This is a genomic window from Pseudomonas abietaniphila, from assembly GCF_900100795.1.
In the GTDB taxonomy this organism is placed as follows: domain Bacteria; phylum Pseudomonadota; class Gammaproteobacteria; order Pseudomonadales; family Pseudomonadaceae; genus Aquipseudomonas; species Aquipseudomonas abietaniphila.
This window is the reverse complement of the sequence record NZ_FNCO01000019.1, coordinates 70,381-94,767: the sequence shown is the minus strand read 5'-3', so window position 1 is coordinate 94,767 and position 24,387 is coordinate 70,381. Positions and strand designations below refer to the sequence as shown.

The 24,387-nt window shown below is 53.3% G+C and carries 23 protein-coding genes; 7 read left to right on the top strand and 16 right to left on the bottom strand.

What is annotated here, in order from left to right:
- Positions 1 to 1,013 precede the first annotated feature (1,013 nt).
- Complete coding sequence (locus BLS87_RS27855; protein WP_074757792.1) at positions 1,014 to 1,457, top strand: 3'-5' exoribonuclease; 444 nt, start codon at positions 1,014 to 1,016, stop codon at positions 1,455 to 1,457.
- Positions 1,458 to 1,578: 121 nt separating this feature from the next.
- On the opposite strand, the gene BLS87_RS27850 is transcribed toward BLS87_RS27855, so the two are convergent.
- Positions 1,579 to 2,766 carry a DUF4427 domain-containing protein gene (locus tag BLS87_RS27850; protein WP_074757790.1) on the bottom strand — a complete coding sequence of 396 codons (1,188 nt, stop codon included), beginning with the start codon at positions 2,764 to 2,766 and terminating at the stop codon, positions 1,579 to 1,581.
- 916 nt (positions 2,767 to 3,682) lie between these two features.
- Between BLS87_RS27850 and BLS87_RS27845 the strand changes: the two genes are divergently transcribed.
- From BLS87_RS27845 to BLS87_RS27825, 5 genes are all read left to right on the top strand, one after another.
- Positions 3,683 to 4,504, top strand: coding sequence for a phosphodiester glycosidase family protein (locus BLS87_RS27845; protein WP_244165910.1), 822 nt, complete (start codon positions 3,683 to 3,685; stop codon positions 4,502 to 4,504).
- A gap of 2 nt (positions 4,505 to 4,506) precedes the next feature.
- Positions 4,507 to 5,418 carry a hypothetical protein gene (locus BLS87_RS27840; protein ID WP_074757788.1) on the top strand — a complete coding sequence of 304 codons (912 nt, stop codon included), beginning with the start codon at positions 4,507 to 4,509 and terminating at the stop codon, positions 5,416 to 5,418.
- Positions 5,419 to 5,449: 31 nt separating this feature from the next.
- On the top strand, positions 5,450 to 6,310 hold the full coding sequence (locus BLS87_RS27835; RefSeq protein WP_074757786.1) for a hypothetical protein: 861 nt from the start codon (positions 5,450 to 5,452) through the stop codon (positions 6,308 to 6,310).
- A 249-nt stretch (positions 6,311 to 6,559) separates the two neighbouring features.
- The gene (locus tag BLS87_RS27830) at positions 6,560 to 8,467 is read left to right on the top strand and encodes a DUF7380 domain-containing protein (RefSeq protein ID WP_083370775.1); all 1,908 of its coding nucleotides are present in this window, start codon (positions 6,560 to 6,562) and stop codon (positions 8,465 to 8,467) included.
- 328 nt (positions 8,468 to 8,795) lie between these two features.
- Positions 8,796 to 9,065, top strand: a complete 270-nt coding sequence (locus BLS87_RS27825; protein WP_074757784.1) for a hypothetical protein — start codon at positions 8,796 to 8,798, stop codon at positions 9,063 to 9,065.
- 38 nt (positions 9,066 to 9,103) lie between these two features.
- Here BLS87_RS27825 and BLS87_RS27820 read toward each other — a convergent pair whose 3' ends face one another.
- The 4 genes from BLS87_RS27820 to BLS87_RS27805 are packed head-to-tail and all read right to left on the bottom strand — an operon-like array spanning position 9,104 to position 10,700.
- Positions 9,104 to 9,391: a hypothetical protein gene (locus tag BLS87_RS27820; RefSeq protein WP_074757887.1), complete on the bottom strand. Its 288-nt coding sequence runs from the start codon at positions 9,389 to 9,391 to the stop codon at positions 9,104 to 9,106.
- A 59-nt stretch (positions 9,392 to 9,450) separates the two neighbouring features.
- Positions 9,451 to 9,813: a hypothetical protein gene (locus BLS87_RS27815; protein WP_074757782.1), complete on the bottom strand. Its 363-nt coding sequence runs from the start codon at positions 9,811 to 9,813 to the stop codon at positions 9,451 to 9,453.
- Positions 9,814 to 9,821: 8 nt separating this feature from the next.
- Positions 9,822 to 10,268, bottom strand: a complete 447-nt coding sequence (locus BLS87_RS27810) for a hypothetical protein (protein WP_074757780.1) — start codon at positions 10,266 to 10,268, stop codon at positions 9,822 to 9,824.
- Between the two features lie 33 nt (positions 10,269 to 10,301).
- On the bottom strand, positions 10,302 to 10,700 hold the full coding sequence (locus BLS87_RS27805; RefSeq protein ID WP_074757778.1) for a DUF6957 family protein: 399 nt from the start codon (positions 10,698 to 10,700) through the stop codon (positions 10,302 to 10,304).
- Between the two features lie 190 nt (positions 10,701 to 10,890).
- On the opposite strand from BLS87_RS27805, the gene BLS87_RS27800 reads away from it, so the two are divergent.
- Positions 10,891 to 11,355, top strand: coding sequence for a helix-turn-helix domain-containing protein (locus BLS87_RS27800; RefSeq protein WP_074757776.1), 465 nt, complete (start codon positions 10,891 to 10,893; stop codon positions 11,353 to 11,355).
- 133 nt (positions 11,356 to 11,488) lie between these two features.
- Here BLS87_RS27800 and BLS87_RS27795 read toward each other — a convergent pair whose 3' ends face one another.
- The 11 genes from BLS87_RS27795 to fabD form a co-directional block, all read right to left on the bottom strand.
- The gene (locus BLS87_RS27795; protein WP_074757774.1) at positions 11,489 to 12,775 is read right to left on the bottom strand and encodes a tyrosine-type recombinase/integrase; all 1,287 of its coding nucleotides are present in this window, start codon (positions 12,773 to 12,775) and stop codon (positions 11,489 to 11,491) included.
- A 1-nt stretch (position 12,776) separates the two neighbouring features.
- Positions 12,777 to 13,754, bottom strand: coding sequence for a hypothetical protein (locus BLS87_RS27790; protein WP_074757772.1), 978 nt, complete (start codon positions 13,752 to 13,754; stop codon positions 12,777 to 12,779).
- 33 nt (positions 13,755 to 13,787) lie between these two features.
- Positions 13,788 to 15,845, bottom strand: coding sequence for a tyrosine-type recombinase/integrase (locus BLS87_RS27785; RefSeq protein ID WP_143024495.1), 2,058 nt, complete (start codon positions 15,843 to 15,845; stop codon positions 13,788 to 13,790).
- A gap of 3 nt (positions 15,846 to 15,848) precedes the next feature.
- Positions 15,849 to 17,852 (bottom strand): hypothetical protein, encoded by a 2,004-nt coding sequence (locus BLS87_RS27780; RefSeq protein ID WP_074757769.1) that lies wholly within the window; start codon positions 17,850 to 17,852, stop codon positions 15,849 to 15,851.
- 10 nt (positions 17,853 to 17,862) lie between these two features.
- Positions 17,863 to 18,498, bottom strand: a complete 636-nt coding sequence (tmk, locus tag BLS87_RS27775) for a dTMP kinase (protein ID WP_074757767.1) — start codon at positions 18,496 to 18,498, stop codon at positions 17,863 to 17,865.
- Positions 18,499 to 18,763: 265 nt separating this feature from the next.
- Positions 18,764 to 19,996 (bottom strand): endolytic transglycosylase MltG, encoded by a 1,233-nt coding sequence (gene mltG, locus BLS87_RS27770; RefSeq protein WP_074757765.1) that lies wholly within the window; start codon positions 19,994 to 19,996, stop codon positions 18,764 to 18,766.
- Positions 19,997 to 19,999: 3 nt separating this feature from the next.
- Entirely contained in the window at positions 20,000 to 20,818 is an 819-nt protein-coding gene (pabC, locus tag BLS87_RS27765; protein ID WP_074757763.1) for an aminodeoxychorismate lyase, read from the bottom strand.
- Positions 20,815 to 22,059, bottom strand: coding sequence for a beta-ketoacyl-ACP synthase II (gene fabF, locus BLS87_RS27760; RefSeq protein ID WP_074757760.1), 1,245 nt, complete (start codon positions 22,057 to 22,059; stop codon positions 20,815 to 20,817). The genes pabC and fabF overlap by 4 nt, the downstream gene beginning before the upstream one ends.
- Before the next feature lie 107 nt (positions 22,060 to 22,166).
- Positions 22,167 to 22,403, bottom strand: a complete 237-nt coding sequence (acpP, locus tag BLS87_RS27755) for an acyl carrier protein (protein ID WP_074757758.1) — start codon at positions 22,401 to 22,403, stop codon at positions 22,167 to 22,169.
- A 186-nt stretch (positions 22,404 to 22,589) separates the two neighbouring features.
- Positions 22,590 to 23,327, bottom strand: coding sequence for a 3-oxoacyl-ACP reductase FabG (fabG, locus tag BLS87_RS27750; RefSeq protein WP_074757756.1), 738 nt, complete (start codon positions 23,325 to 23,327; stop codon positions 22,590 to 22,592).
- A 14-nt stretch (positions 23,328 to 23,341) separates the two neighbouring features.
- Complete coding sequence (gene fabD, locus BLS87_RS27745) at positions 23,342 to 24,280, bottom strand: ACP S-malonyltransferase (protein WP_074757754.1); 939 nt, start codon at positions 24,278 to 24,280, stop codon at positions 23,342 to 23,344.
- Positions 24,281 to 24,387 lie beyond the last annotated feature (107 nt).

Here is a 24,387-nt window from a genome sequence, read left to right as displayed (position 1 = left end):
CACATTAAACGCCTGCTAGTAGCATGTGAATAAACGCCCTTGGGACTGATGCGTTTAGCTTCGGGCTGAGCGATCAAACCTTCCGCTCCTGTCCACACGAATCACGGCAGCGCACGAAGTCGTAATCGACATTTACAACAGCACTCGCGAGCTTATGGATGGTTACTGCTACTTCCATTCCATTCTCGACGATGCACCTGACTCATATGCAGCGCGGGAAGTCTGGCAGCTCACAGAGGAGCTCATTGACTACCGGCTTTGACGGGGAAACTGCCAACGCCCTCGGAAGACATCCTGCTATCGCGCAGACATCAGCCTCTAGGGTCATCAGATAGATCGCGTCGACATTACCGGGGGTGACCACCGTTCGGACTCAGCAATTCTAATGGTGCGTAGATATGGACGGCCTACGAAGCTAGGGGGCGCAAACTCTCACTCTCAAACTCTGCCTATCCATCGAGTAGGTACAGGATGTGCCGCTGCAGACTTGAATCCCTTGCAGACGCCCATGAGCAACAATCCTGACGGCACGATGACGTTGGAACGCGCAAGCGGAGCGCGCAGGTCAGCAGGCCGCAGATGGGAGGATGGAAGCCCGGCAGGGCCGAGACGCAGCGGTAACGCGTAGGCTCGGTTCACGACAGCCGTCCGCGAGAGCGGCCCACCAAACATGAGCATGTGACGAGTGGGTAGATTTTTGGACGTCACCTGAGCGTACGGCAGAGATCGCAATTGAGCATTGCCGCCCCGTAGCGGATTTTCACTGGGACAAAGCAGGCCAGGATGTCGACAAGGGGCCGCAGCTGATAGAAGTTTGGGAAGCGTCCGGCAGAATATCTTGGCCCACTTGTTTGGTCGTCAGGTGCGCCACCACTACCCTAGGCGATGGCTACTCATGTCTGCAACCACCTGGAGCAGTACGTCAGAGCCAAAATGTTCGAGGGCCATATCCCACAACTGACCCTCATGCGCCATATTTAGACGGGCCCTAGTCATTACGGAGTTTCAACAGCATGAGGCTCTTTCTTGATTGCGAATTTACCCAGCTCTCGGCGACAGCGAAGCTGATATCGCTGGCACTGGTTTCTGAAAACGGTCGCGAATTATACGTTGAGTTGCTCGATGGTTGGCGAGCAGACGACTGCAGTGATTTCGTGAAAGAGATCGTACTGCCACAGCTCTGGGGCGGTGAGTACGCCATGCCGATAATCGAGGCCAGGAAGGCACTCCTCCGGTTCTTGGCAACCTACGACGAAGAGCTCGAGGTTATCACAGACGCCCCTATCTACGACTGGGAGCTTTTTTGCGAGCTCGCTTACCACAATGGACGATGGCCCAGGAACGTCCGAAATTATCCGACCGATGCCACGACACTTTCGCCTACAAGCGATGGGGCGGTGCTACCTCACCACGCGTTGCTAGACGCCAGGATAATTGCTGGCATGTTCAGGCCATGATGGGGGCACTCTCGTGAGCAATGACGCCTGCTCAGGTGCGAATCGTCTATACCCCGCCCATCCATACACCCAGAGAGTATGCACAGAATGAGCTGCACCTAGCGGCTAAAATGCAAAGGGCTCAATCCTCATCGTCCTCAGGGGTTGGAGTTATGTAGTACCCGCCACCCCAGACTCTTCCGCTGTAAGCGGGATCATCATCTGCGCATTGGGAGTGCAAGACGCTGAAATAGGTGCTCCGGACGCCATAGGTTTCTTTCAACTCTTGGGCGAGTCTCAAAGTAATATCTTGGCGCTCCCGGAGATCACGGCCAGGATCCAGTTCATCCAGAGAGGCGAGATAGCGGCCACGCTTGTTCGGCCTGACCAGGCCAGCGGTGATCAAAGCCCTGACGTACGGATGGGTGTTATCTTGAAACCAGAGCCAGCAGCCACCGCTTTCTTTCACAGGCTTCTTGGGTGTAATGCGATCGAGGTTCACCACACGAATTTCGAAATCCTTTTCAGCCGCCCCAGCTTCTGAAGTGGAGACTGGCATGCATGATTTGAAGTCGAAGCAAGCCTCAGAGAAGGCTGATTGCACTTCGTAGTCATGGAGGCCGGCGATGGTCGCGGGTAGCTTGTCGCAGACCAAGATGTGATCAAAATGCGTCGCTGAAACGACTCCCCTATCGATCAACAAAAGCAGGTCGTACTGAAGCACACGAGCAGTCGCCAGATCCGGAACAACTACCCCTAGTCCTGACCACTGTTCCTGGGTCAGCTCAAGCCCCGGGATGCTGGCTTCTTCAACCCCCTGTGACTCAAGACGATCGATAGTGCGCGCGTAATCGCCGAGGTACTGCCAACGCCATTCTGGGGGGTTGGTTGACTGCGAGGACACGTCGCATCCTGCACCATCGCACTCATCCGCACCTTCATGAGATGCAGGAGCGAATCGTTGAATGCTCCCCTTCTCCGCGACCTCGATAGAGAGCGTGAGAGCGAACTGTGTGGCCGCCTCGTCTAATGGGAGGAAGCCATCGCGGACAGCGATCAGGTCGCCCAGATTGAAGGCCGAGAAACACACAGCAGGTTGCGGGCCTTGGATAGTTTTCTTGCCATCGCGGACGCCATAAGTCGCCCACAAATGCTGGAAGCGCACTGCAACTCGGAGGAGAAACCCCGCAGACCATTGGTCATCGTCGGGACGACAGTGCAAGGGAAATCCTTCTGGCACATATCCCGGACGCGAGTTACCGCGAAGATCAACGTCTCGAAAGTAATGCACTAGCCGTGGAGCAGTTTTCAGGTCAATCGTATTTCGCATTTCACAACCCTCTTTTGGAAGCGCAACATTCCTCGGCCTTTGAATTTTCTTCATAGGCTATGAGCTATTAAACTATCGACCTGACAGACATTAGACAGCACCTCGCAACAACGCAAGTTTGCAAGCGCAAAAAAATATATGAACTCCTGAACACCTCTTAATTACGCGAATATTGACAATTCAAACTACAACAATGCACCAACTGACAATACTGTGAAAACCTGCCAATTATTCTCTCTCACGCGATAAATATTGATTCAATGTCAATATCTCACAATCCTGAAACTTAGCTATCAGGCAATTGACGCAAACTCGTCGCAATGAATCCTAGTGCCTACCCGATGGCTTCGGTCGGTCTGTGCTGCTCACCCGACCAGCAAATCGTGGGCAAAGCGGCTGAGGTGTCAGCGGCTTAGGATCCATTCCGCCGGCATAACAGCCATAACACCTTATTGTTAGGACTTCGCAGCCCATCGGCGGGGGTGACTGCTGCAGATGGTGAGTGCACCGGATGTCTAATGAAGACTGTGACCGTACGAGGCGTACCAGCATTATTAATGCACTCTGCCCATAATAATTTCTGCATCAATAGTTAATTGGTCGAAAGACATCCGGGCTCAGTACATAATAATATCATCACGTTTTTTATTTCGCACCTTGTTATATAAATCCATGTCGAATACAACAATATTTCCTAGCCCAGCAAATGCTCCAACAACGTCAGACTGAGATCCCAGGCAGCTCATGGCTCTAGAGCGAGGTGCCAAAGTGTTCGAGCCGCAAATGCACGGCCCGACCGGCAATCAACAATCCTCGTAAAAAATGGCGAGACGCCATCACAGTTTTACATTATTATTTCGCGCCTGTTACACATGCCGCCTAGCCAAGGTCTTGGCGGTGATCAATCGAAATGTAGATGAAAGTATTGATGAAACGGATTTCACTCGCTGCACTGCTGGTTGTGTTATCGGGAGCAGCATCTGCGGCTGAAGCTCAGGAACAGCCAGCCACACCTGATTGCGTCGAAAAAACCTACTCGCTGACTGCTGGGGCAGAAGTCGCTACCCACGTCTGTGGTGAATATCAGACCGTCACCGCCTACATCCCTGCAAACAGCTCTGCCCTTACGGTTCAGGACATCCGCAAGAAAAGTACGGCGAAGCAAGCGTACGCACCCGTCGCCAACAAGAACACAATCCTGATCGCTAGCGGCGGGTTCTTCGGATTCAGATCAGACGGCGTCGAAAAGCCGATTGGGCTGATCAGGTCTAATGGAAAGCGCTTGGTCAAGCTCATGGAATGGGATCACGGCGGCATTCTGGTTTCTGATCGCAGAGGCAATGTGAAGATCATCCCGGCTCAGAACCGCAATCAAGCAGGTGCTTGGCCGGAAGCTATCCAGTCCAAACCGATCATCCTCTACAAAGGGACGATCGACATCCACAAAAACCCTCGGGATGCCGAATTCAACCGAGTCGCGATCGGCTACACACTTGAAGGTGACATGCTGGTTGTGGGTGTCTTTCACTCATTCAGCCAAGCATCCACGCTTTATGACTTCGCACAGACATTCAAGGATATTGCGGATAGCCGTGGCCTGAAGATCCACAGGGCTCTGGCTTTGGATGGTGGTGCAGGGGCTCAGATACACATCCCGTCGAAAGGCCTGCTGTTCGGTGACTCTGGGAGATCGTATTTCCCGAACGCCGTCAGAATCGACCGCCTGGCTGAGAAATAGCCATGTTCGATCTCAAGAAACTGTTGAAGATCAAGAAGGGAGTTTGGGCTGCCATCGTGGCGTTGGGAGCACCTGCCGGATGGTGTGTGACCCATCTGGATGAGATGAAGAATGCCTACAGCATGCTTCAGAGCCCCGACGCTGAAGTGGCTCTGGAGTCCGAGTCGCCATCGCTGAATGTCGGCGAAACAAGGGATATCGTCATCAAGATCTACCCGACAGGCCAACATAAGCTGCCGCCAGGAACAGTTACCGTTACCTCGTCCTCTGAGGCGCTGAAAGTCATTCCTACCGCAAGCGCGGAGGTAGCCGAAATCAACGGTGCGGTCATTCTTAGACAAATCAAAGTTCGAGCAGTTACCTCCGCCAACACGCCAATCATGGTCTCAGCGAACTATCGTACCAACGAGCTTACAAAGACCTCGAACTCCCTGACGTTCGTCATCGCTCCTAAACCGCCAGTCCTGAAGCCACATTTCGAGCGAACCGACACCAAGCGAGTCATTCTGACGGGTGATTGGGAAATGGTATTGGGTGCGTCACCTGGGGGGTTGAAGCTCGTCCAGGTGGAGTCCAAGCTTACCGGTGGCTTTGAGCTACCTCGCTACAAATGGCAGAGTGGAAAAGTCTCTGGAAGCAAGGACGGCAATACGTTTCGCATGATGTTTTTAATCCCGCACAAATCTGTGGAGGAACGCCTGTGGGTGGTCGGAGATTACGTGCTGGACAAACCGTCGGGCAGCATCCAAATGCGCGGATGTGCTTACCATCTCCGAAATGCGCCCAACCAAAGGACAGAGGCAGGTGCGCAAGGTATCGATTGCTCGACCGCTGTGAAATTTTCGAACTGGAAAACGCTCCAGGGAGACACCTTCTCGGCAACAGCCAGCTTCGATTTTGGGAGCGATTACTAAATCGTGGTTGCCATCTGGATCATTAACAAAAATGCGTGAAGCGTTGCTTCGTAGGATGAAGGCTAAGCTCTGGCCTCCCCTCCCTCTATGGGATCACCTATACCGTGCAGCCTTCGCTACCGGGGTCAGTGCCCTCGCAGTACTGCTTCTAACTCTGGGGTCGCTGTTCGAGCGCATGGCCTTCCTTTGCTGGGCACTGGCAAGCACAGGCTTTTGCATTTGGCTGACTAACCACGCCATCAGGCTTTGGAGATTTCCAGCTAGCAAATTTTTAGCGACGTGGATGCACGCCGGGTTGCTTTTGCTGGGATATTTGATGGCGAGATGGTGCGTAGCTCTGGGCTTAGGCTTACCCGTCAAGGACTTCGATGGATCGGTCGCAGTGATGACCATCCTCTGTACAGTCCTGATGTATTTTGCAGCATTCCTCGCGAGTTGCGTGGTCGTAGCACTCGGATGCTTGTTGCTGGCTCCGGTGCTTGAGTCTGCCTGGATCATCTCCACGTCGCCAAAAAGAGAAAGTCTGCGGCAGATGCTCGCTAATCGGTTCGGAATCCGTTTTTTTTACCAGCCAAGCACTGAACGCAAACAAACAGGCATAAATCTCTTTGCACACTGGATCGGCGGATTGTGCGTGGTATGCGGGCTGGGCACCGCTGCGCCACGCTTTCTGGACTCCTCGCTGAACGATCCACAGCTAGTAAAGCGAATCGCCTACTACGTCGATTATCACTTTCCGGCGCGATACCCTGGAGTCGCAGACGGGCAGCACTTCACACTACACGACAACAACGTGATTTCACTCGCAAGAAACGTTGACGGAAAGATTGAGATCGCAGTGGGGGTGATCGATCCACTGAAAGGAATCACGCTGCTATCGCCCTATGAGTAGAACTCTGGGTCAGCGCCATACTGCCTGCTGACGCCACCCTCAGGCTCATCTACCTTACCTCTATACGCGCAGAGGGACGGCGGGAAGCGTTTATCGTCCAACAAGTCTCAACGCAATAGGCTGGGTATCCAGATCACCGGCTCTTGGATGGCGGCCACCTTTGCACCAAGAGGCTCCGCTCATAAGTATCGCCAGTCCCCAAGCCCAGGTCACTATCGTGGTAACGCTTCTACAGGATTAGGGGGTCGGATGAGTACAGAAACAGACCAAGCAGCCCAGCCAGATACAGAGCAAAAACCGGCCACCGAGCCCAACATCTTTAAACTGGAATTGGCCACAGTCGCAGACTTTGAGCAGACCAACCTCGGCAGTCTGCTAGAGAGTATCGATACTTTAGAGTTCTACTCGCTAGATTCGCAGTTGGGTGCGCTTTCCAAGAAAGCGCTGGCCGAGGGCTACATGGGGGCGTACCGGGCGTACCGGGTTTTGATGGTCGTGTGCAGCTTCCACTTCTCGGTTGATCGTCAGGACGCCTTCGGCCCAAGGTTGATCGAAGATGGAATGCGCACCCCGGTACCTCGAGACATCGCTGGAGAGCAGAGTCATGTGCTTGCGGCTATTGCCGGCAAGATCGACCATCCATTGCTGCGTGCGCGAGTCGCAGACGTGCCGTGGTACAACCACCGAAGCCTGCACCAGAGTGCGAGCTTGGCCATCGAATCGTACTGCCTAGCGATCGATTCTTACCTCAATGACAAACTGTCCTTTAGCTACGAACCACCCTCCGGCTTATCGACGAAGATCGTAGACCTGATCGAAAGAGCGTTCCAGATTATTGCTGGCACCGGGAAGCGCAAAACACCTCCCGAGACCGCCACCACCACGTGGAGACGCCTATACGAACAGGCCTGGGATTTGCGGTGCTCTTCGTCGTTTGATCGGCTTGCCCGGCTAGGGCAGACCTTCCATCTTATCGAATGGGAGCAAGTAGCTCAGGACGCTGAAAAAGCGGCAAACGATGCCAAGGCAAATGACTATGCAATGGCTATCAAAGCGGTGTGGGAGCTGGCCGCCAACGCTCATCAACAATCGGAAAATCCTGAAGGCTTCAAACGCTGCAAGCTTATGTCGATTCAGCAGATCCTGAGAATGCGCGATGGAGTCGATAGCTGCATGTCCAAGGCAAGCTGGACGCGGGATGCCATCCGAGAGCTCCGCTCAATCCCAGGGATGCAAAGAGAGCTGGAGGCGTTGAGAGTCGAATTGTTGGAACTTCAGGCGCAGGCTGCTCATGAGTTCTCAACCTTCCGCACCCCCATGGATCTGAGCGAGGAGCGCCAAGGCACCATCGATATCTTTAAGAACCTGACTCTTCCCGACTTCTTTTACAGGTTCGCGCACCTCTGCCCTGTTCCAGAAAAGATGGCGCTGCACACCGACGTCATTAGGAGTCAGAGTGACTCCCTCCTGTCTGACCTCTTCAACGGTGGTGTGTACACCGATGTTTTGGGTCGTGTAATTACTGAAGTACCGGTCATTAACCTCAATGAGGCGCCACCCCTAGATTGGTACGACTACAAGTGCCTGCCTTACTTAGATTTCCACTACCAAATGTGGGTTGAAAGCCGAGTAAAGCCGGCCGCCCGCACTCTGCTTACGAAGTTTGCTGTCGATGATCGACACCTGATGGCAATCGTCTCAGCCAGTCCATTCGTAGCGCCTGGGTTCGAGCAAATCTATGCTTTGGGTTTGGCACGCTTTCTACAGGGAGACATGATGTCTGCCTGCCATTTGCTATTCCCTCAGCTTGAGAACTCTCTGCGCCAGGTACTCAGTGACGCTGGAATCGACTCGTCGAAGCTCGATGAGGAAATGTTCCAGGAAGACAGGTCTATCAGTGGATTGTTGAAAAGCCGGCGGGAGCAGTTGGAGTCAATTTTTGGCGTCGATCTGATCTACACCATTGACCTGCTTTTCAACTTCAAAGGGGGGCCATGCCTACGCCATGAACTCGCACACGGGAAGCTGGCCCCGGGGTCGTGCTATCTGCACTCGAGTATCTATGCCTGTTGGCTTATGTACTACATGGTTTGCCTCCCACTGCTTCCACATTGGAAAACCCATGTTGCACCGGAACTGGAATTGGCATCTCTCTAACCAGTTTGAGGAGGATCACCTGAGGCCTTCGCCGGCCAGCTCGCAAAGTGACTCGGGTTGAGCTAGCCCACCCGCAAGCGGAGCGCGCAGGCCGCTAGGCCGAAGGTGTGAGGATGCCCGCCCGCCAGGGACGAGACGGCGTGGGAACCACGCTGGCTTGGTTTACGGCAGCCGTCCGCCGAGGCGGCACACCCAAGATATTCCCGAAGAGAGGAATAGAACCAAGCCAGCGATTGACGAGGATAGATGGATAGGTATCATCGGTGGTGGCACGACGCCCGCCTTTCGCATTTAGGATGATTTTTGAAACACCTATCCAAGGCGCAACATGAAATTCCACATCAGCTTCCTTCGTATCGATACCACCATCCCCGACTGGTACTGGCCTGACGCAGACCTAACCAGCCGCGTGAATCACGAATATGTGAGCACGGAAGACCACAAATACCAAGATTGCCAAACCTGCTGCGATATCGAAGCCAGATTTGAGTCCCTGAACAACTACGATGCCGAAGGTCAGCGTCTCAAATGTCCGCAAATGAAGCTTAAGGTCTTGCGAGTAGAAGCAATGCCGTCTAAGCGCAAACGAGCGGCCTGATATTTTCCCGCGTGGCTACGTTCGAAAAATGTAGCCACCTAGCTTCCACCACCCTCCTCCTTGAAATCCCACCTGCTAAACGCACCCAAGTGAAAGCTCCTACAGGACAGTCTCGAGACAAGGCCCTGTTCGACAAGCCGCGCAGGAATGTCTCGCATCAAATCGTCTGCATCCCAAGGATTTATCCCTGGAGGCGCAGAAGATCTCACAGCCTCAATAAAGTCCTCGAGATCAAAATCCACCTCTGCCTGGAAGGGCCCATCCTGGTCGTAGCCTTCGAAGACCCCGGAGGCAATACAGATGATTTCACCCTTCTTGATCAACATATGGTCTGCTCCCCACAAGCCGGCAGTGAGCCAGTTGACTGGGCCGAGGCTGATGAACATCAGAGCGGAAGGTGATTGGTATTTCCAGTCTGAAATTCACGCAGGGTCTGACGGCCGATATCGCGCCTGAAAGTAGCAATCACGTACCGAGAGTTCAGCGTGGTGATCACCCAGAATCGCCCCTCACGTGCGACTGAAACGATGCTCGACGTTATGATGTAATGGCCGTCATCGAATCGTCCAAACGGCCCTTTGTTGACGTGGCCGAAGACGACCCCGACTGCAGTATCTTGTGCCAGAAACACGTGACTCAGATAAGCCGTGACCGGGCGATCAAAGCCCTGCATCTGAGCCCGAAAGATCCAGAGCAGATCAAAATCTAATAGGCGCTTGCTGTGCAATTCCAGCTCGAGGTCATTCATGGCAGCCTTCAGCTTCGAACAAGACGGTTCGAGTTAAAGATCTCGTTGAGGTTGTTCAGCCGTGACCGATCAAAAACCTCTCGATGCGAGCTGTGATACACGGCACCACTGTCCACCGTGATAATGCAGACGAAGCATTCATCTTCATCAGTGCCGACCTTCACGCTGGTAAGCGGCTCCATCTTCCAACCTTCACCCTTGTTCATGTACGCAGGAGTGACGACTTGCACGTCTTTAATGACGACCGTCTCGTCTTGAGAGATCAAAGCAGCTTGCAGCCGATGCTCATCATTGATCATCAGCTGGATCTCAGAAGTACGGCCAGGCTGGGTTAGCTGGACAGTCGCGTGGTACCAGTGCGTGCGCAACACTCGTGAGACTGAGTGCCAATGAGCCAAGCCCTCGCCAAACATCCCAGGCACCCCGGCCATCTCGCTGTCATCAGTTCTAAACATCGCTTGTCCTGCATATCGCCCCGCAGAGAGGGGCTAGAAAAATGAAAAGATTGTCTTGAGGCTCGCCGTTCGCTTGGAGCCAGAGCCCATGAGCATGTAGACCGTATTCCTCGTTTCGAACATGACTCCATCGCCAAATGAAACACACATGCTCGATCGAACCCAGTCGCCAGGTTGGAAACGCCTCCGGGAGTCCTGGACGACGCTGTGCGCGTAAAGGAATAGCGGAAGATGCCCACGCCGGTGAACGGTCTCCAGCTCGTCAGAAGAGAGGTCGGCCTGGAAAACTGTCCACTGCTCGACTAGGCAGTAAGGCTTCCCCGGGAAGCACTCTTGCACACGTGCGATAAGCTCCATGCTGTCGGACAACGATCCCTCTATAGGCTGCCCTGCCGCGCCGATGAGATCGTCGGTCGAAATCTTGTTGCTCACTCAAGCCTCCCGCTGGCCAAGTCAATATTTGAAAATGGCGTTGGGCTCGGTGGAGCACTGGAGCCCTGACTAGACGGCCAACAGCAGGAGATCCAGCAGATGTCGTTCCCAAACCGTTACATGAAGACTATAGTCTCTGTTTAGGAACGAAGCAATATGGCTCTATCCTCGCTTTGGATGAGGATCGAGAATGTTGCTGAACGAAGCTTTGGCAGTGGTCGTTCGCGGCATGCGCAAAAGCCGAGGCTTGTCCCAGGAAGATTTCAAATCCATCGACCGCTCCTATCTCGCCCGGATCGAAGCAGGACGTGCCAATGTTTCGCTGGATGTGCTCCAGGGGATCGCCCAAACGCTTGAGGTTGAGGTGGAGCTGTTGTTGCTGCTAGCCGTAGGTGTTCAGATCAACGTGCCTGCAGTCGATCTGTGCCAGCGATTGGGACATAAGGCTGCTCTACTGGCTGAAAGTGGTGTTTTCGCGGATATTGCCGAAGCCGCTATGACACCACGCGCGTCTAGTGGCAGGCGGAGAAAAAGCGATCCTGTCCAGACTGCTGCGGACGCCAGGAAGCTTAGAGCTGAGGGCCTGTCCTTAGCGGATATAGCAAAGTCGCTTCAGCTGTCAAAGACCACAATCCATCGCTATCTCGCGCAGTGATGTTGGTTCAGCTAGGGATTGCGCGGGCGACTGTTTCAATCCGTTGAAAGCCATCACTGCGGCATAGTCTCCTCTCCCCCCGACAAGCCAAGTCATTAGCTGCAAGAGTGGGCTCGCGCGTTGCAGGACGCAGTCAGCCAAAAGCCGGCGACTCCAGGAACTGGTCAACGCTCTGGTCAGGGTTGGCGTAGAGTTCGTGCACAAAGCCCTCATGGGCGAGCAAGACTACTCGTGCAACATCTACGTAGTGCTCGTAGGTTGTCTGCAACTTGGCGTGGCCCATCTGAGTTTTGAGCACCTGCATCGCTGCCGCATCTCTGACCTCGCTGAGCTGACCCAGAAGGCCGGATTTAAACCGCTTGATCAAGAAGACAGTCGGCCACCAGTGCCTGCTGTCGTAGAAACAAACGCTTTCGCGCATTTTGGAACCTGCGTTGATTGCGCGTCGTTTGGCCGCGTTGGAGCGAACAGATACCATCTTGGGCGTTACTGGAACGCCATCAACATTCAAAAAAAGAATTGACGGCGGGCAAGGTTTACCAAATTTCTTGGCGTAAAGCTCAGCTCGAGGAGCATACAAATCCTTTGTATAGTGCTTGTACAACGTCTCAAGATCGTCGCGATGGATCTTGATATCACGAGTCTTGTTGCCCTTACTCGCGTCAACACGGTAATCAACGGTGGCATTCTCAAATGTCATGTTGTCCCAAGGCTGAATGTGACGGTTGAAACCGTTACCAGCGTATGGGAACTCGCACAAATCCATTGGCCGCATCGCGGTACCCAAAGCGAGTTTAAACATGGCCGGATACACAGGATCGTGAAAGTTCTCTAATAAATCCTTGATCTCCTCGTTCGTGATCAACGAGTACGCACGGCGCTGGCGCGACTCGCGATCCAGTGCTTTGATGCCCTTTGAGCTGAGGACAACTTTGGCCTCACGCTTAATATAGTTCAACAGGCCTTCATTCTTGAAGTTAGGCTGCCAAGTTTCAAGCTTGTAATTCAGACAGCTTGGATAACCCTCATCATTCAACCAGTAAAAAAAACCATATATAACCTTAGCATCAATTTCGATGGTTTCTGTGGAGGGTTTTATAGATTGTTTAGCGAGTCGGTCTATATTACGCTTGATTTGCCAATTCTTCAAATCATCGTTATCCACCAGCAAGTGATACTGTGCAACGGGAACATCTTGATACTTCTCCAGACTCGACAGATACCTGTAAAACATCGAAATCACATTTGAATACCGACTTGATGTATCAGTGGATCCAGATGTGGCATGACGCAGAAAAAGATTGGCGTGGCTAAGCATGTATCTTTTATTCATCACCGTGGCGATCAACACATAATGCGTCAGCATCCTGCCAGACATCGCACACATGTATGTAATCAGCAACCTAGAAATCTGGAGCATGCTAGTCTCCTTGCTCGATTTGGAATATACAAAGATTGTCAAAGCCATCCTGAATGGTAGGCATTGGCTCTTTCGAGAAACTCCTAAATTCGGCCTCAGGGACATCTCCGAATGAAAAGCCACGCTGGGCTTTTATTACCGGTTCGCTGGCACAGTATGGCACAAACAAATCTAATGGCTTTGCACCTACCAACCCATGGATAAAATTCCGGATTTCACTGCGGGAAGCCAGAGGCAGTTGGACTATAATTACGGACTCAGTTGGCACTGAAAAATTCTTAACCACGAATTTCTCGAAAGAGCTTATAAAACGATCCTGAAAAATCACGACTCGAATGACACCTTTCTTCAGGACACGTACCAGCTTATCTTTAACCTTGGTAACCGCGTCAGTTTTGTTAGCATAGTACTCGTCGAGATCCTGCGTTTCTGAGAACCGGGTAAACGCAGCCCGAAGGTCAACCTGCAGACGATCAACTATAAAATCCTTTATCGGAGGCAATGGCGATTTACTTCCGGATAGTTTCGTCAGAGAAAGCTCTATTTCTTTCTCATCAACCTGTCGCTTAAGAATTTCATTGTGGAGCGCCTTTTTCTTTAGCTGTGAGGTGAGCTCCTTAGAGTGATGAATGAGCACATCGCCGTTCATCAAGGTTGTAACCAAATTTGCTTCGAGCCGTTTGAACTCGGACATATATCCCGCTCGAACCTCATCGAGCTCCGCCTGGGTTTCACGGATCAGCTTCTGAGACTTCAACAGCGCCCTTCCGAGTTCGGCCTCATTACCCAGGAGGAGTTCATCTATGTTGCGGGTGCCTGTTAGAAACGGTTTTAAATGTATATAGGTTTTGTGAAATGCTTGGCGAGATATGTTTGCACGCGCTGAAACTTCGCCGATGGTCAATCGCTCTCTAGCGCCACTGAGATAATGGTCGCAGATAATCTTTATGATTTTAGCTTCAGTTCCTTGAGGTTCCATAACTTCAGTCGCTCTTCGTAATTAAAGTCATGCTCAGTTCTTTCCGCTCCGCAAAGCTTTTTTAGCGAAGCTTGGAGGCTTCGGCTGGGAAAGTTCATCAAGCAATTTTTCGTTGATCGCGATTTTCTGATCTAACTCAAACAACGCTGCTTGAGAAAGCTTTCCGGCTGAAACCTTGATAGAACGGTAAAATTTCAGGTTTTGCTCAATAGCGCTGGCCGCCGATTCCAGCACGAGGTTGCGGGAACACTGAATCTGGCAGTTAGTAACATCAGGACGAACAGGAAATATAAGTTTTTCTCGATGAGCAAGACATGGCGGCAAGCTGTCGCCGTTCTCAACAAGCCCGCTCATACAGAACGTCCTGAGAGCCGTGCGCTGTACCATGAATGCTTCGCCACCTTCGAACATGTGGGTCACGTATTGAAGGACTGTTGTTTTGAGGATTTTCCCTACGAAGAGATCTGGCCGTTGGCTGACTTGTGCGGCAAGTTCATTTGCAGTTTCACCAGCGTAGACACCTGTGCTCATCGCACTCAAAATGTCCACAAAGTCCTTAGCAAAATGCTCTTTGAGAGTTTCGACAACTGACGAAACCAGAAATGGGTTACGGGATATATACCTCATTCCCATCACATAACTAGAATGCCCAAATATCATCCTTACAAGATCAATATTTCGCTCCGACCTATTAATCAAAATTTCAGCAATGGTTTTCCTGAACCGATGAACATGCAGACCATCAACACCGACTTCAGCTGAAAGATTAATGGCAAGCTTGGTGATCATTCGATCTGTTAGATTGAGCTCGTGAGTTGCAATCACCGGTTGAAATAGGTACCCCTTCATCATAAATCCGTCGTACTGCCGAAGCTGTTTGTACGATTCAATCGCTTCGCCCAAATAGCTCGGAAGAGATATTTCATCTGCTTCTCCGAAATAGTTAGGATCATCACTGGTCTTGTAACGTACGAATGACAAATACCACAGACCGTCACTCCGCTGAGAAACATCATCAAATTGCAATGGCGCCAGTTCTCGCTTTCTGAGCCCAGTCATGGTGCAACATAGGATGAATATCGCATTCCGCACCCTATCTACGGCATATGCAAAACGTTGCCTCCAAGAATACCGGTATTGAGTATATTCTGTTGTGCACGCTGTTTTTTTTGATTCGTACTGCTTAACCTGTTCAGTGCGGGAAAAACCCACAATTTCAACACCATCAACTCTTTTACCTAACAAACGTTCAAAAGTAAGATTCGGCGTACCCTGGAGATAAAACTGCTTTTTAATATCGGGATTTCTCGCGGCGTAGGACAAGATTTTTTGCATAACCGGTATTCCTTTGTCGATCCAAAAGAATGCATAACTCAGCATATCTTTCAACTCGTCATCAGAATAGGGTTTCCAGCCAACGAACGTTGAACGGATCATTTCTTGAATATCTTGTCGGCGAGCAACCGTATCAACCTCACCTAGTTTCACATCTAGCTGATACTCCAAAGGAATAATTTTACTGCTAGATAAAAAAATCCAGAAACATGATAAAAAGAAAAGATTCACGTACGCACGACTGACGCCAGAATCTCGGGCGTCGTCTAGCGCCTCATTCAGGGTAGTTGCGCTGATAGCACTCACGTCCTCAGCGGAACCTCCAAGATAATTTGGAGAGAATAAAAATTTCTCCATATATTTGAAACCATGCGCATATGATGAAGATGACCGAAAGCTACGTACTGTTCCCGTTGGATTAAACGCGGGAAGCAAGTGATAGCAGATTACCCTCTTTAACCCATGAAGGCTTGAAGGGGAATTTTCGATAGACAAAGAAACATCTTTGAAACCTTCAGCCCGCAACAAAACCCAGTGGCCATCGGAATACACAGAATATTCTGATACAGGAAACTCTCCATCAGGATCAACAGCTAATTTTGTCAAGAGACCACTGAGGCGTTGAGACGGAGCATCTTGACCGGCGCCATGACAAGCGTTGTACAGATCAGAAAAATAAGCGTCAGCCGCGTCCCGTGCTTCACGCTCGATTTCATCTAATATATCCTGAAATGAATCCTCACCGTATTTGCTCACGACTTAGTCCTCAACAAAAGGAATCAGTGATTTCATATCGAACGGCAACAATGCTTCATATTTCCGCATGTATGTGAGCGCGTCAGTGGTAGCCGTTTCATCGCCCCAATTCCTCAGAACATACTCCAGCACACTAATCTCATCCCGGCATTCATCATAAAGGGCGTCGTCTGCTTCAACGGCGCGCTCAAGCGTCGACAACCGTTCCATGAGAAAAGGCAAGGAATCTCCCAGAAGATAGATCTGCTTGCACCCCCAGCATTTGTCTACCTTTGTACAACGCTCTCCAGACTCGAGCTTCTCAGCGCCAGGGAAATCTGGACTGCTGGAATCGACACATGCCCACAACGCTCTCTCGTGCCCTATGATCGTCAAGATTCGAAAGGTGGGATCACTCGGCCTGGGTCGACCCGTGCTTGCAATCGTCCCTTGGAATTTTCCGTCGCGAAACCGCACCAAGACATCTTCCTGGATCTCTCGGAAACGCTCTTTCCGATCGCTTATAGCCTTACCAGAGCTGTCATAGTGCGTACTGGTCGTCTCTATATCATTGTGCCCCATCTTTAACGCAATCAGCGATAGCGGGTGTTTTGAATTTCTGGCGTCGTTATACTCCCACGTGACACGCAAGCGACCCTCGAGATCAATAGCGCTTTTAATCAATTCGCCATTCTCATATAGCTGGGCTCTTTCTAAAAAACCCGCCACACCGCCATTCCAATATGTGGTTGTATTAAGTGAGTAGATGCGGATATTAGGCTCCGGCTCACTTAACGCCCAACCTGAGCTGTCCTCGGCGAGACACAGGAAGGGTGAACTCCTCCTTACATCGTCGCCAGGTACACCATCACTCCTCTGGAGAATCTCGTGAAGAGGTTCAGACAATTGTTTCGCCATCAGAATCAAATAGTACCCAGAACGGGGGCCTTTTTTGGTAGACGTCGCCCAAACCGTTTTAGGAGACTCGTGCCTCTTAGCGCTCGACTGTGATTTTCTTTTTTCTGAAACAATCATGACGACGTTGGAATTAGCCACTTCTGAGAGCGGATGTAGGAATCTATCCTTATCTAAATTCAATACAGATTCTTTATTCCACCCACACAGGCGCTGAATGAAACAGGCCAATGCAGCATGATCTTCTGATGTTGGATAATACTTCTCCATCAAATCAGTGTAACTGATGCAATTTGGAGCGCGCCGTCTCAGCTGTGAATATGAATAGGGCAAGCAGCAGCTCAACACAAAGTGTTCGGGAGATGTAATTCGCTTTACCCATTTTTTTCGCAGCAACCCGTTTCTCAGCGTATCAGATATTGGCCTACTGCAGCCAAATGGATATCCCGCGTCTAAGAGCGTTCTCATGGCACGAACCGGATCAATTGTCCATGCCGACGATCCTTCACCCTCCAAACTCATCAACTTGTCCCTGATGTTGATAATCTCTTGGGAGCTATACGGGGCTGCACGCTTAACCTTGCCCCGAAAAAGAAGTTTTACTATGAGCCTTGATACTTCTTTATCCATAAACGAGTAAAACTCTTGATCAGTCGACAAGGCGAGAGGCTCTCTCGGACTATCAGACTTAGCTCCTACGCCTGGTATTGTTAACAGGGGCAGGCCGTCATCGTTGTTTTTCGCAACTTTTTGCAGCGCTGCTCGAAGACGTACGGCTGGATAAAGGCTTCTACCAATGCGCCTGAGATAGTCGATAAATAGCCGAAATTCCTCCACCCCAATATCTTCAATTTTATTTATATGAAGAGAAGGATGAAGCCGAGCATTGTGCTGCTCCCTGAATTTCAGAAACTCAACAATCGCGGTGCGCAGTTCATATCCTTTTGAATAAGAAAGATCGGGGACATACCTGATAAACACGTAGTGCAAAGCGCAGCACAGAGCATTCAAAAAGCTAAAAAGTGGATGCTCAGTATAATAAGTCGCACTGATTTTTATTGAGTCTGCGGAGGTTGCTGACTCTTCGGAGCGATACATGGAGAGGTATCGCATGATGTTTTCCTCAGGCCAGGCGCGAGAGGAGGGCCTGGGCAGCAGACCTGACGTCTTTGACGACTGAATCAAAGCTCCGGGAAGCGTCCACTATAGTGAATGAAACTGGATCTTCCTTTGCTTGACGAAGAAATCCTTCGCGTGCGCGGGAAAGGAATTCGGTCTTTTGCATTTCCATCCTGTCCAACTTCCCTCCCCGGGAAGCTACACGCTGCATGCCGAGAATAGGATCAAGGTCAAGGATGATGTTCAGGTCGGGCTTAAAGCCATTGAGAGCAATGCCATTGATGGCTTGCACCAGATCCAGTGGCAACCCCCTTCCATAGTGCTGAAAAGCGATTGTGGCAGGCGTGAAACGATCACAGATGACGATCACCCCGGCCTCAATCGCTGGGATGATCTTCTCTTGGAGATGTTGAGCTCTTGCTGCGGCGAACAGGAGCAACTCAGTGGTATCGCACAACTCGGGGGTTTCAGGGCTGAGCACAACTTCCCTGATCTTCTCGCCGATAGGTGTCCCACCAGGTTCACGAGTGACCATGACTTCATGACCCGCCGCACTCAGCCACTCGCGCAAGTCTGCGATGACCGATGACTTTCCTGCGCCGTTGTTACCGTCGCAAACGATGAAGCGGCCTGTTGCCATGAGATTCACCACCAATGAAACCTGAATGTGGTTTACATCATGGTCATGGGAGATGTATTCGTCAAGAAACCTGCAGGGTTTATTTCAGGATCACTCCATCTGGGCGACTGCGGGTCGAACGCAAGCACGCCCCATGACAGGTTGACATGGTAGCACAAGAGATTATATTGGGTTTGGTTTACATTATCAGGCTAAGAGATGTAACGCGCCTTCGGGACCTTCCAGCGTAATAAACAAACCGGTCACAGGCAGTCCTTAATCAGATTCATTGCGGGCTCTGCTCGCCCTTCTTCTCGACCTTGTCACTTGAGTCGGTCGGCGCATCAGGTTGCTCGGTCGCCCCGGGCTTCGGCGTCTTCTGCTCAGCCGGCTGTGGCTGAGGATCTGTCGACTCAGGCGCGGGCGCCGTGTCGGTCGCAGGCTGCTCGACCGTCGGCACAGCATCGACGCCCGGCGCGGGAACGACAGGCGCAGGGCTGGAGCGGTAATCGGCCCGACGCTTGAGCTGAAACTCCTTCACGGCCGCGTTATGAGCCTCCAGATTGTCGGAGAACACATGGCTGCCGTCCCCTCGTGCAACAAAGTACAGACTGCTGCCTGCCACGGGGTTCATGGCCGCATGAATGGCCTCGCGGCCGACCATGGCGATGGGCGTCGGTGGCAGACCGGAGATGACATAGGTGTTGTAAGGCGTGGCTTCCTTCAGAAACGCGCGGGTAATCTTGCCGTTGTAGCGTTCGCCGAGCCCGTAAATGACTGTTGGATCGGTTTGCAACAGCATGCCTTGCTGCAGTCGTCGCACGAAAACACCGGCGATCTGCCCACGCTCCTGCGGTACGCCCGTCTCTTTCTCAACCAATGACGCCATGATCAACGCCTGATACGGATCGACATAAGGCACATCCGCCGCTCGTTTCTCCCATTCCTCCTGAAGCACCGTATCGAGCCGGTTATACGCCTGCTTGAGCAATTCAGCATCGGTCGTGCCGCGAACGTAGCGATAGGTGTCCGGAAAGAAGCGACCTTCGGGGAAGACGTCGGGATGGCCGAGCTTAGCCATTACCTCACTGTCGCTCAGGTCGCTGAGGGTCTGTTCGAGCTTGGGCTGTTTCCCGAGTGCCGCGCGAACCTGACGGAACGTCCAGCCCTCGACCAGCGTCAGGCTGTACTGCACGACCTCGCCCTTTTCCCACAGCGTCAGCAACGACTTTGCCGTCATGCCCGGCGCCATGCGGTATTCACCGCTGTGCAGCGCCTGCCCAGACAGATTGAAACGCCAGTAAAGGCGCAACAGGAACGCATCCTTGATGACGCCGTCGGCTTCCAGACGATTGAGCACACCCGTCGGTGACGAGCCTGCCGGCACATCGAGCAATTGCTCTTGAGTCAAATTCAAGGGTTGTTGCAGCGCGGTGTTCTGCTGCCAAAAGGCAAGACCCAGTAACAGCCCCGCCAGAATCACACCGGTTTCCAGCAAGACAAATAATTTTCGGATCACGAATCAGATATCCAGAAGCCCGCGAACGAGGTTTTGCAGTTTACGGGTGACCGGTCCAACCGGCCAGTTCAGTTGCTCGCACGCACGAACAGGCCAGATGCCATAGATGCTGTTACAGACGAAGACTTCATCGGCCTTTTGCAGGTCGGACACGTGGAGGTCAAGTGCGCGGGCCGGCATGTTTGCCTGCTCGGCCAGGGTCAGCAACTCGCCCCGCATCACACCCGCGACCCCGCAGCGCGTCAGGTCCGGCGTCAGCAATACGCCGCCCTTGACCATGAACAGATTGCTGTAGACCCCTTCAACGACCCGGCCAGAGGTGTCGCGCATCAGGCCCTCGGCATGTTCCGCGTCGCTCCACTCACTGCGGGCGATGACTTGCTCGAGACGATTGAGGTGTTTGAGGCCTGCCAACAGCGGTTGTTCAGCGAGACGGGTCTTGCAGGGAAAAAGGCGTACACCCTGTTCGGCATTTTCCTGAGGGTAGAGCGGCAGCGGGCTGCTTTGCAGGATCCGCCGCGGCTGGGCATCGACGGCGGGCGCGTAACCGCGCACGCCATCGCCACGGGTGACGATCAACTTCATCACGCCTTCGCTCATCTGCACCGCGAATGTCCGGCATTCCCGCTCAATCAACGCCAGATCGAGGTTCAGCGCCAGGCGTCGTCCACCCAGCGCGAGCCGCTGCAAGTGACGCTCGAAAAGCAATGGCTGGCCCGCCTTGACCAGAAGGGTCTCGAACAGACCATCGCCGTAGGCCAACCCTCGATCCTTTACGGGCAGAGCGTCGGCAGGCGCGCCATCGATCCAGCACACTGTCATTCGGCGTACCGGCGGAACACCAGTGAGCCGTTCGTGCCGCCAAACCCGAAGGAGTTGGACACGACAACGTCGATCGGCATGTTGCGAGGTTCATGAGGCACGAAGTCCAGATCACAACCTTCGCCCGGCTCATCAAGGTTGATGGTCGGTGGCGCCACCTGGCCATTGATTGCCAGTACGCTGAAGATCGCTTCGATGGCCCCTGCCGCACCCAGCAAGTGACCGGTCATGGACTTGGTGGAGCTCACCGCCAGTTTATAGGCGTGATCGCCAAAGACCGACTTGATCGCGTTGACCTCGGCCAGATCGCCCGCCGGCGTCGATGTACCGTGAGCGTTGATGTACTGGACCTGATCCGGCGTGACCTTCGCATCGCGCAAGGCATTGGTGATGCAGCGTGCCGCGCCCGCGCCATCTTCCGGCGGCGACGTCATGTGGAAGGCGTCGCCGCTCATGCCGAAACCGATCAACTCGGCGTAGATCGTGGCGCCACGGGCTCTGGCATGTTCCAGTTCTTCAAGGACCAGTGCACCCGCGCCGTCGGACAGTACGAAACCATCGCGGCCTTTGTCCCAGGGACGACTGGCGCGGGTAGGCTCGTCGTTTCGGGTCGACAGTGCACGGGAGGCGCCGAAGCCGCCCATTCCCAGACCACAGGCGGCCATCTCGGCGCCACCTGCGATCATCACATCCGCCTCGTCATAGGCGATGTTGCGCGCGGCCATGCCGATGCAGTGCGTACTCGTGGTACACGCGGTGGCAATGGCGTAGTTCGGCCCCTGTGCGCCCAAGTGAATCGACAGGAAGCCGGAAATCATGTTGATGATCGAACCCGGCACGAAGAACGGGGAGATCTTGCCCGGCCCCTGCTCGTGCAGCAGACGGCTGGTATTTTCGATGTTGGTCAAACCACCGATCCCGGAACCCATGGCAACGCCGATGCGCTCACGGTTTGCGTCAGTGATTTCGATACCGGCATTGCGCACCGCCTGGAAGCTGGCGGCCAGGCCGTACTGAATGAAGAGATCGAGACGTCGAGCCTCTTTGGGCGACAGATAATCTTCGACCTTGAATCCTTTGACCGAACCGCCGAAGCGAGTCGTGTAAGCCGAAAGGTCCGTGTGTTCGATAAGGCCAATGCCACTCTGGCCAGCCAGAATGCCTTGCCAGGTACTGGGCACATCGTTGCCCAATGGCGTCAGCATACCCATACCGGTGACCACGACGCGTCTACGCGACACAGGACTCTCCTTTTTTCTATGGACGAAACGCTGCCCTGTTTAAAGAAAAAACCGCACGCCTGAGGCAGTGCGGTTTTTCCAGGACAGCGAGCAACGATTACAAAATCTTACGCCTGGTGGGCAGTAACGTAATCGATAGCAGCTTGAACAGTGGTGATCTTCTCGGCTTCTTCGTCAGGGATTTCGGTCTCGAATTCCTCTTCCAGAGCCATCACCAGCTCAACGGTGTCAAGGGAGTCGGCACCCAGGTCTTCAACGAAAGAAGCGGTGTTGGTGACTTCTTCTGCCTTGACGCCAAGTTGTTCGGCAACGATTTTCTTGACGCGATCTTCGATGGTGCTCATACCGTGTGTTAACTCCTAGTGGACAAATTCGGGCAGCTGGCCGATGGGTAAGTGTATAGAAGAGGTTTTGCGTATTTCAAGCTCAACGCAATTCCCGCTACGCCCATCGACCCTCAACCCCTTAATAGATTTCAGCTTTATAACGGATTTTAGACAGCCCGTATGACATTTTTTCGATACGGGGAGTCACATGTACATGCCGCCGTTCACGGGGATTGTAGCCCCGGTAACGTAGCCTGCACCTTCCGAGGCAAGAAAAGCGACCACATGCGCGATCTCTTCTGCCTGCCCCAGTCGCCCCAGAGGAATCTGGCTCGTCAGGGAATCACGTTGTGCCTCTGGCAGCTCGCGGGTCATGTCGGTGTCGATAAACCCTGGGGTCACCGAGTTGACAGTCACTGCTCGCGAGCCGACTTCACGGGCTAGCGCGCGACTGAAACCTTCCAGTCCCGCTTTCGCGGCGGCGTAGTTTACTTGACCTGCGTTGCCCATGGCACCCACTACGGAGCCAATGCTGATGATGCGGCCCCAACGCGCCTTGGTCATGCCACGCAAAACGCCCTTGGTCAGGCGATACAGGCTGGTCAGGTTGGTGTTGATGACGTCATGCCACTCGTCATCTTTCATGCGCATCATCAGGTTGTCACGGGTGATACCGGCGTTATTGACCAGGATCAACGGCGCGCCAACGCGCTCCTGAATCTGTGCCAGAACAGCGCTGACGGACTCGTCGCTGCCAACATCGAGAGCGATACCGAAGCCTTCGACGTTGTTTTCCTTGAAGTAAGCAGTGATCTTTTCGGCGCCGGACTCGGTGGTGGCAGTACCTACCACAATGGCGCCGTTACGCCCCAGTTCCAGGGCGATCGCCCGACCAATGCCACGGCTCGCACCGGTGACCAGTGCAACTTTACCCTGACTCATGCAGGTTCTCCTTATCAGGCCAGCGCCGCGAGAGTGGCGGCGAAGGCATCCGGGGTATTGAGGTTGTGGGTGTTCACGCCATCGGCGCAACGCTTGTTAAGACCCGCCAGCACTTTGCCTGGACCGCACTCGACCAGTTGCAGTGCACCGTTGGCGGCCAGCGCCTGGATCGACTCGACCCAGCGAACCGGCTTGTACAGCTGTTGAAGCAAATCGGTTTTCAGCGTGTCCAGATCCGAGACCACGCTGGCACTGACGTTCTGCACCAGAGGGATTTGCGGCGCCTGCCAGTCGATGGCAGCGACGGACTCGGCGAAACGCTCGGCGGCAGGACGCATCAGCTCGCAGTGCGACGGCACGCTGACCGGCAACGGCAACGCACGCTTGGCGCCTTTGGCCTTGCAGGCCTCGATCGCACGCTCGACGGCCGCTTTGGCACCGGCGATCACGACCTGGCCCGGCGAGTTGAAATTCACGGCGCTGACGACCTCGCCCTGAGCCGCTTCGGCACAGGCGGCAATTACGTCGGCATCGTCCAGACCGAGAATGGCGGCCATGCCACCCTGCCCGGCCGGAACGGCTTCTTGCATCAGCTGACCACGACGCTCGACCAGTTTGACGGCCTCTGACAGCGACAGGCTGCCAGCCGCCACCAGCGCACTGTATTCACCCAGACTGTGGCCGGCGACGAACGCAGGACGCACACCGCCTTCTGCCAGCCACAGACGCCACAAGGCGACCGAAGCGGTCAGAATGGCCGGCTGGGTTTTGTCGGTTTGATTGAGGTTTTCTTCCGGACCCTGCTGGGTCAGCGCCCAAAGGTCATAACCCAAAGCGTCGGAGGCTTCTTTAAACGTGTCCTGGATCAACGGGTACTGCGCGCCCAGCTCGGCAAGCATGCCGAGGGACTGCGAGCCCTGACCCGGAAAGACGAATGCGACGGAAGCAGACATTAACAAGCCCCTGATTATTGTCGTCGAAAAGAACGTCCGGTCAGACCGAACGCAAGGTAATTCAAAGTGTTGCGACTGAACCGTTGGATGACCAAGCAGTCACAAGG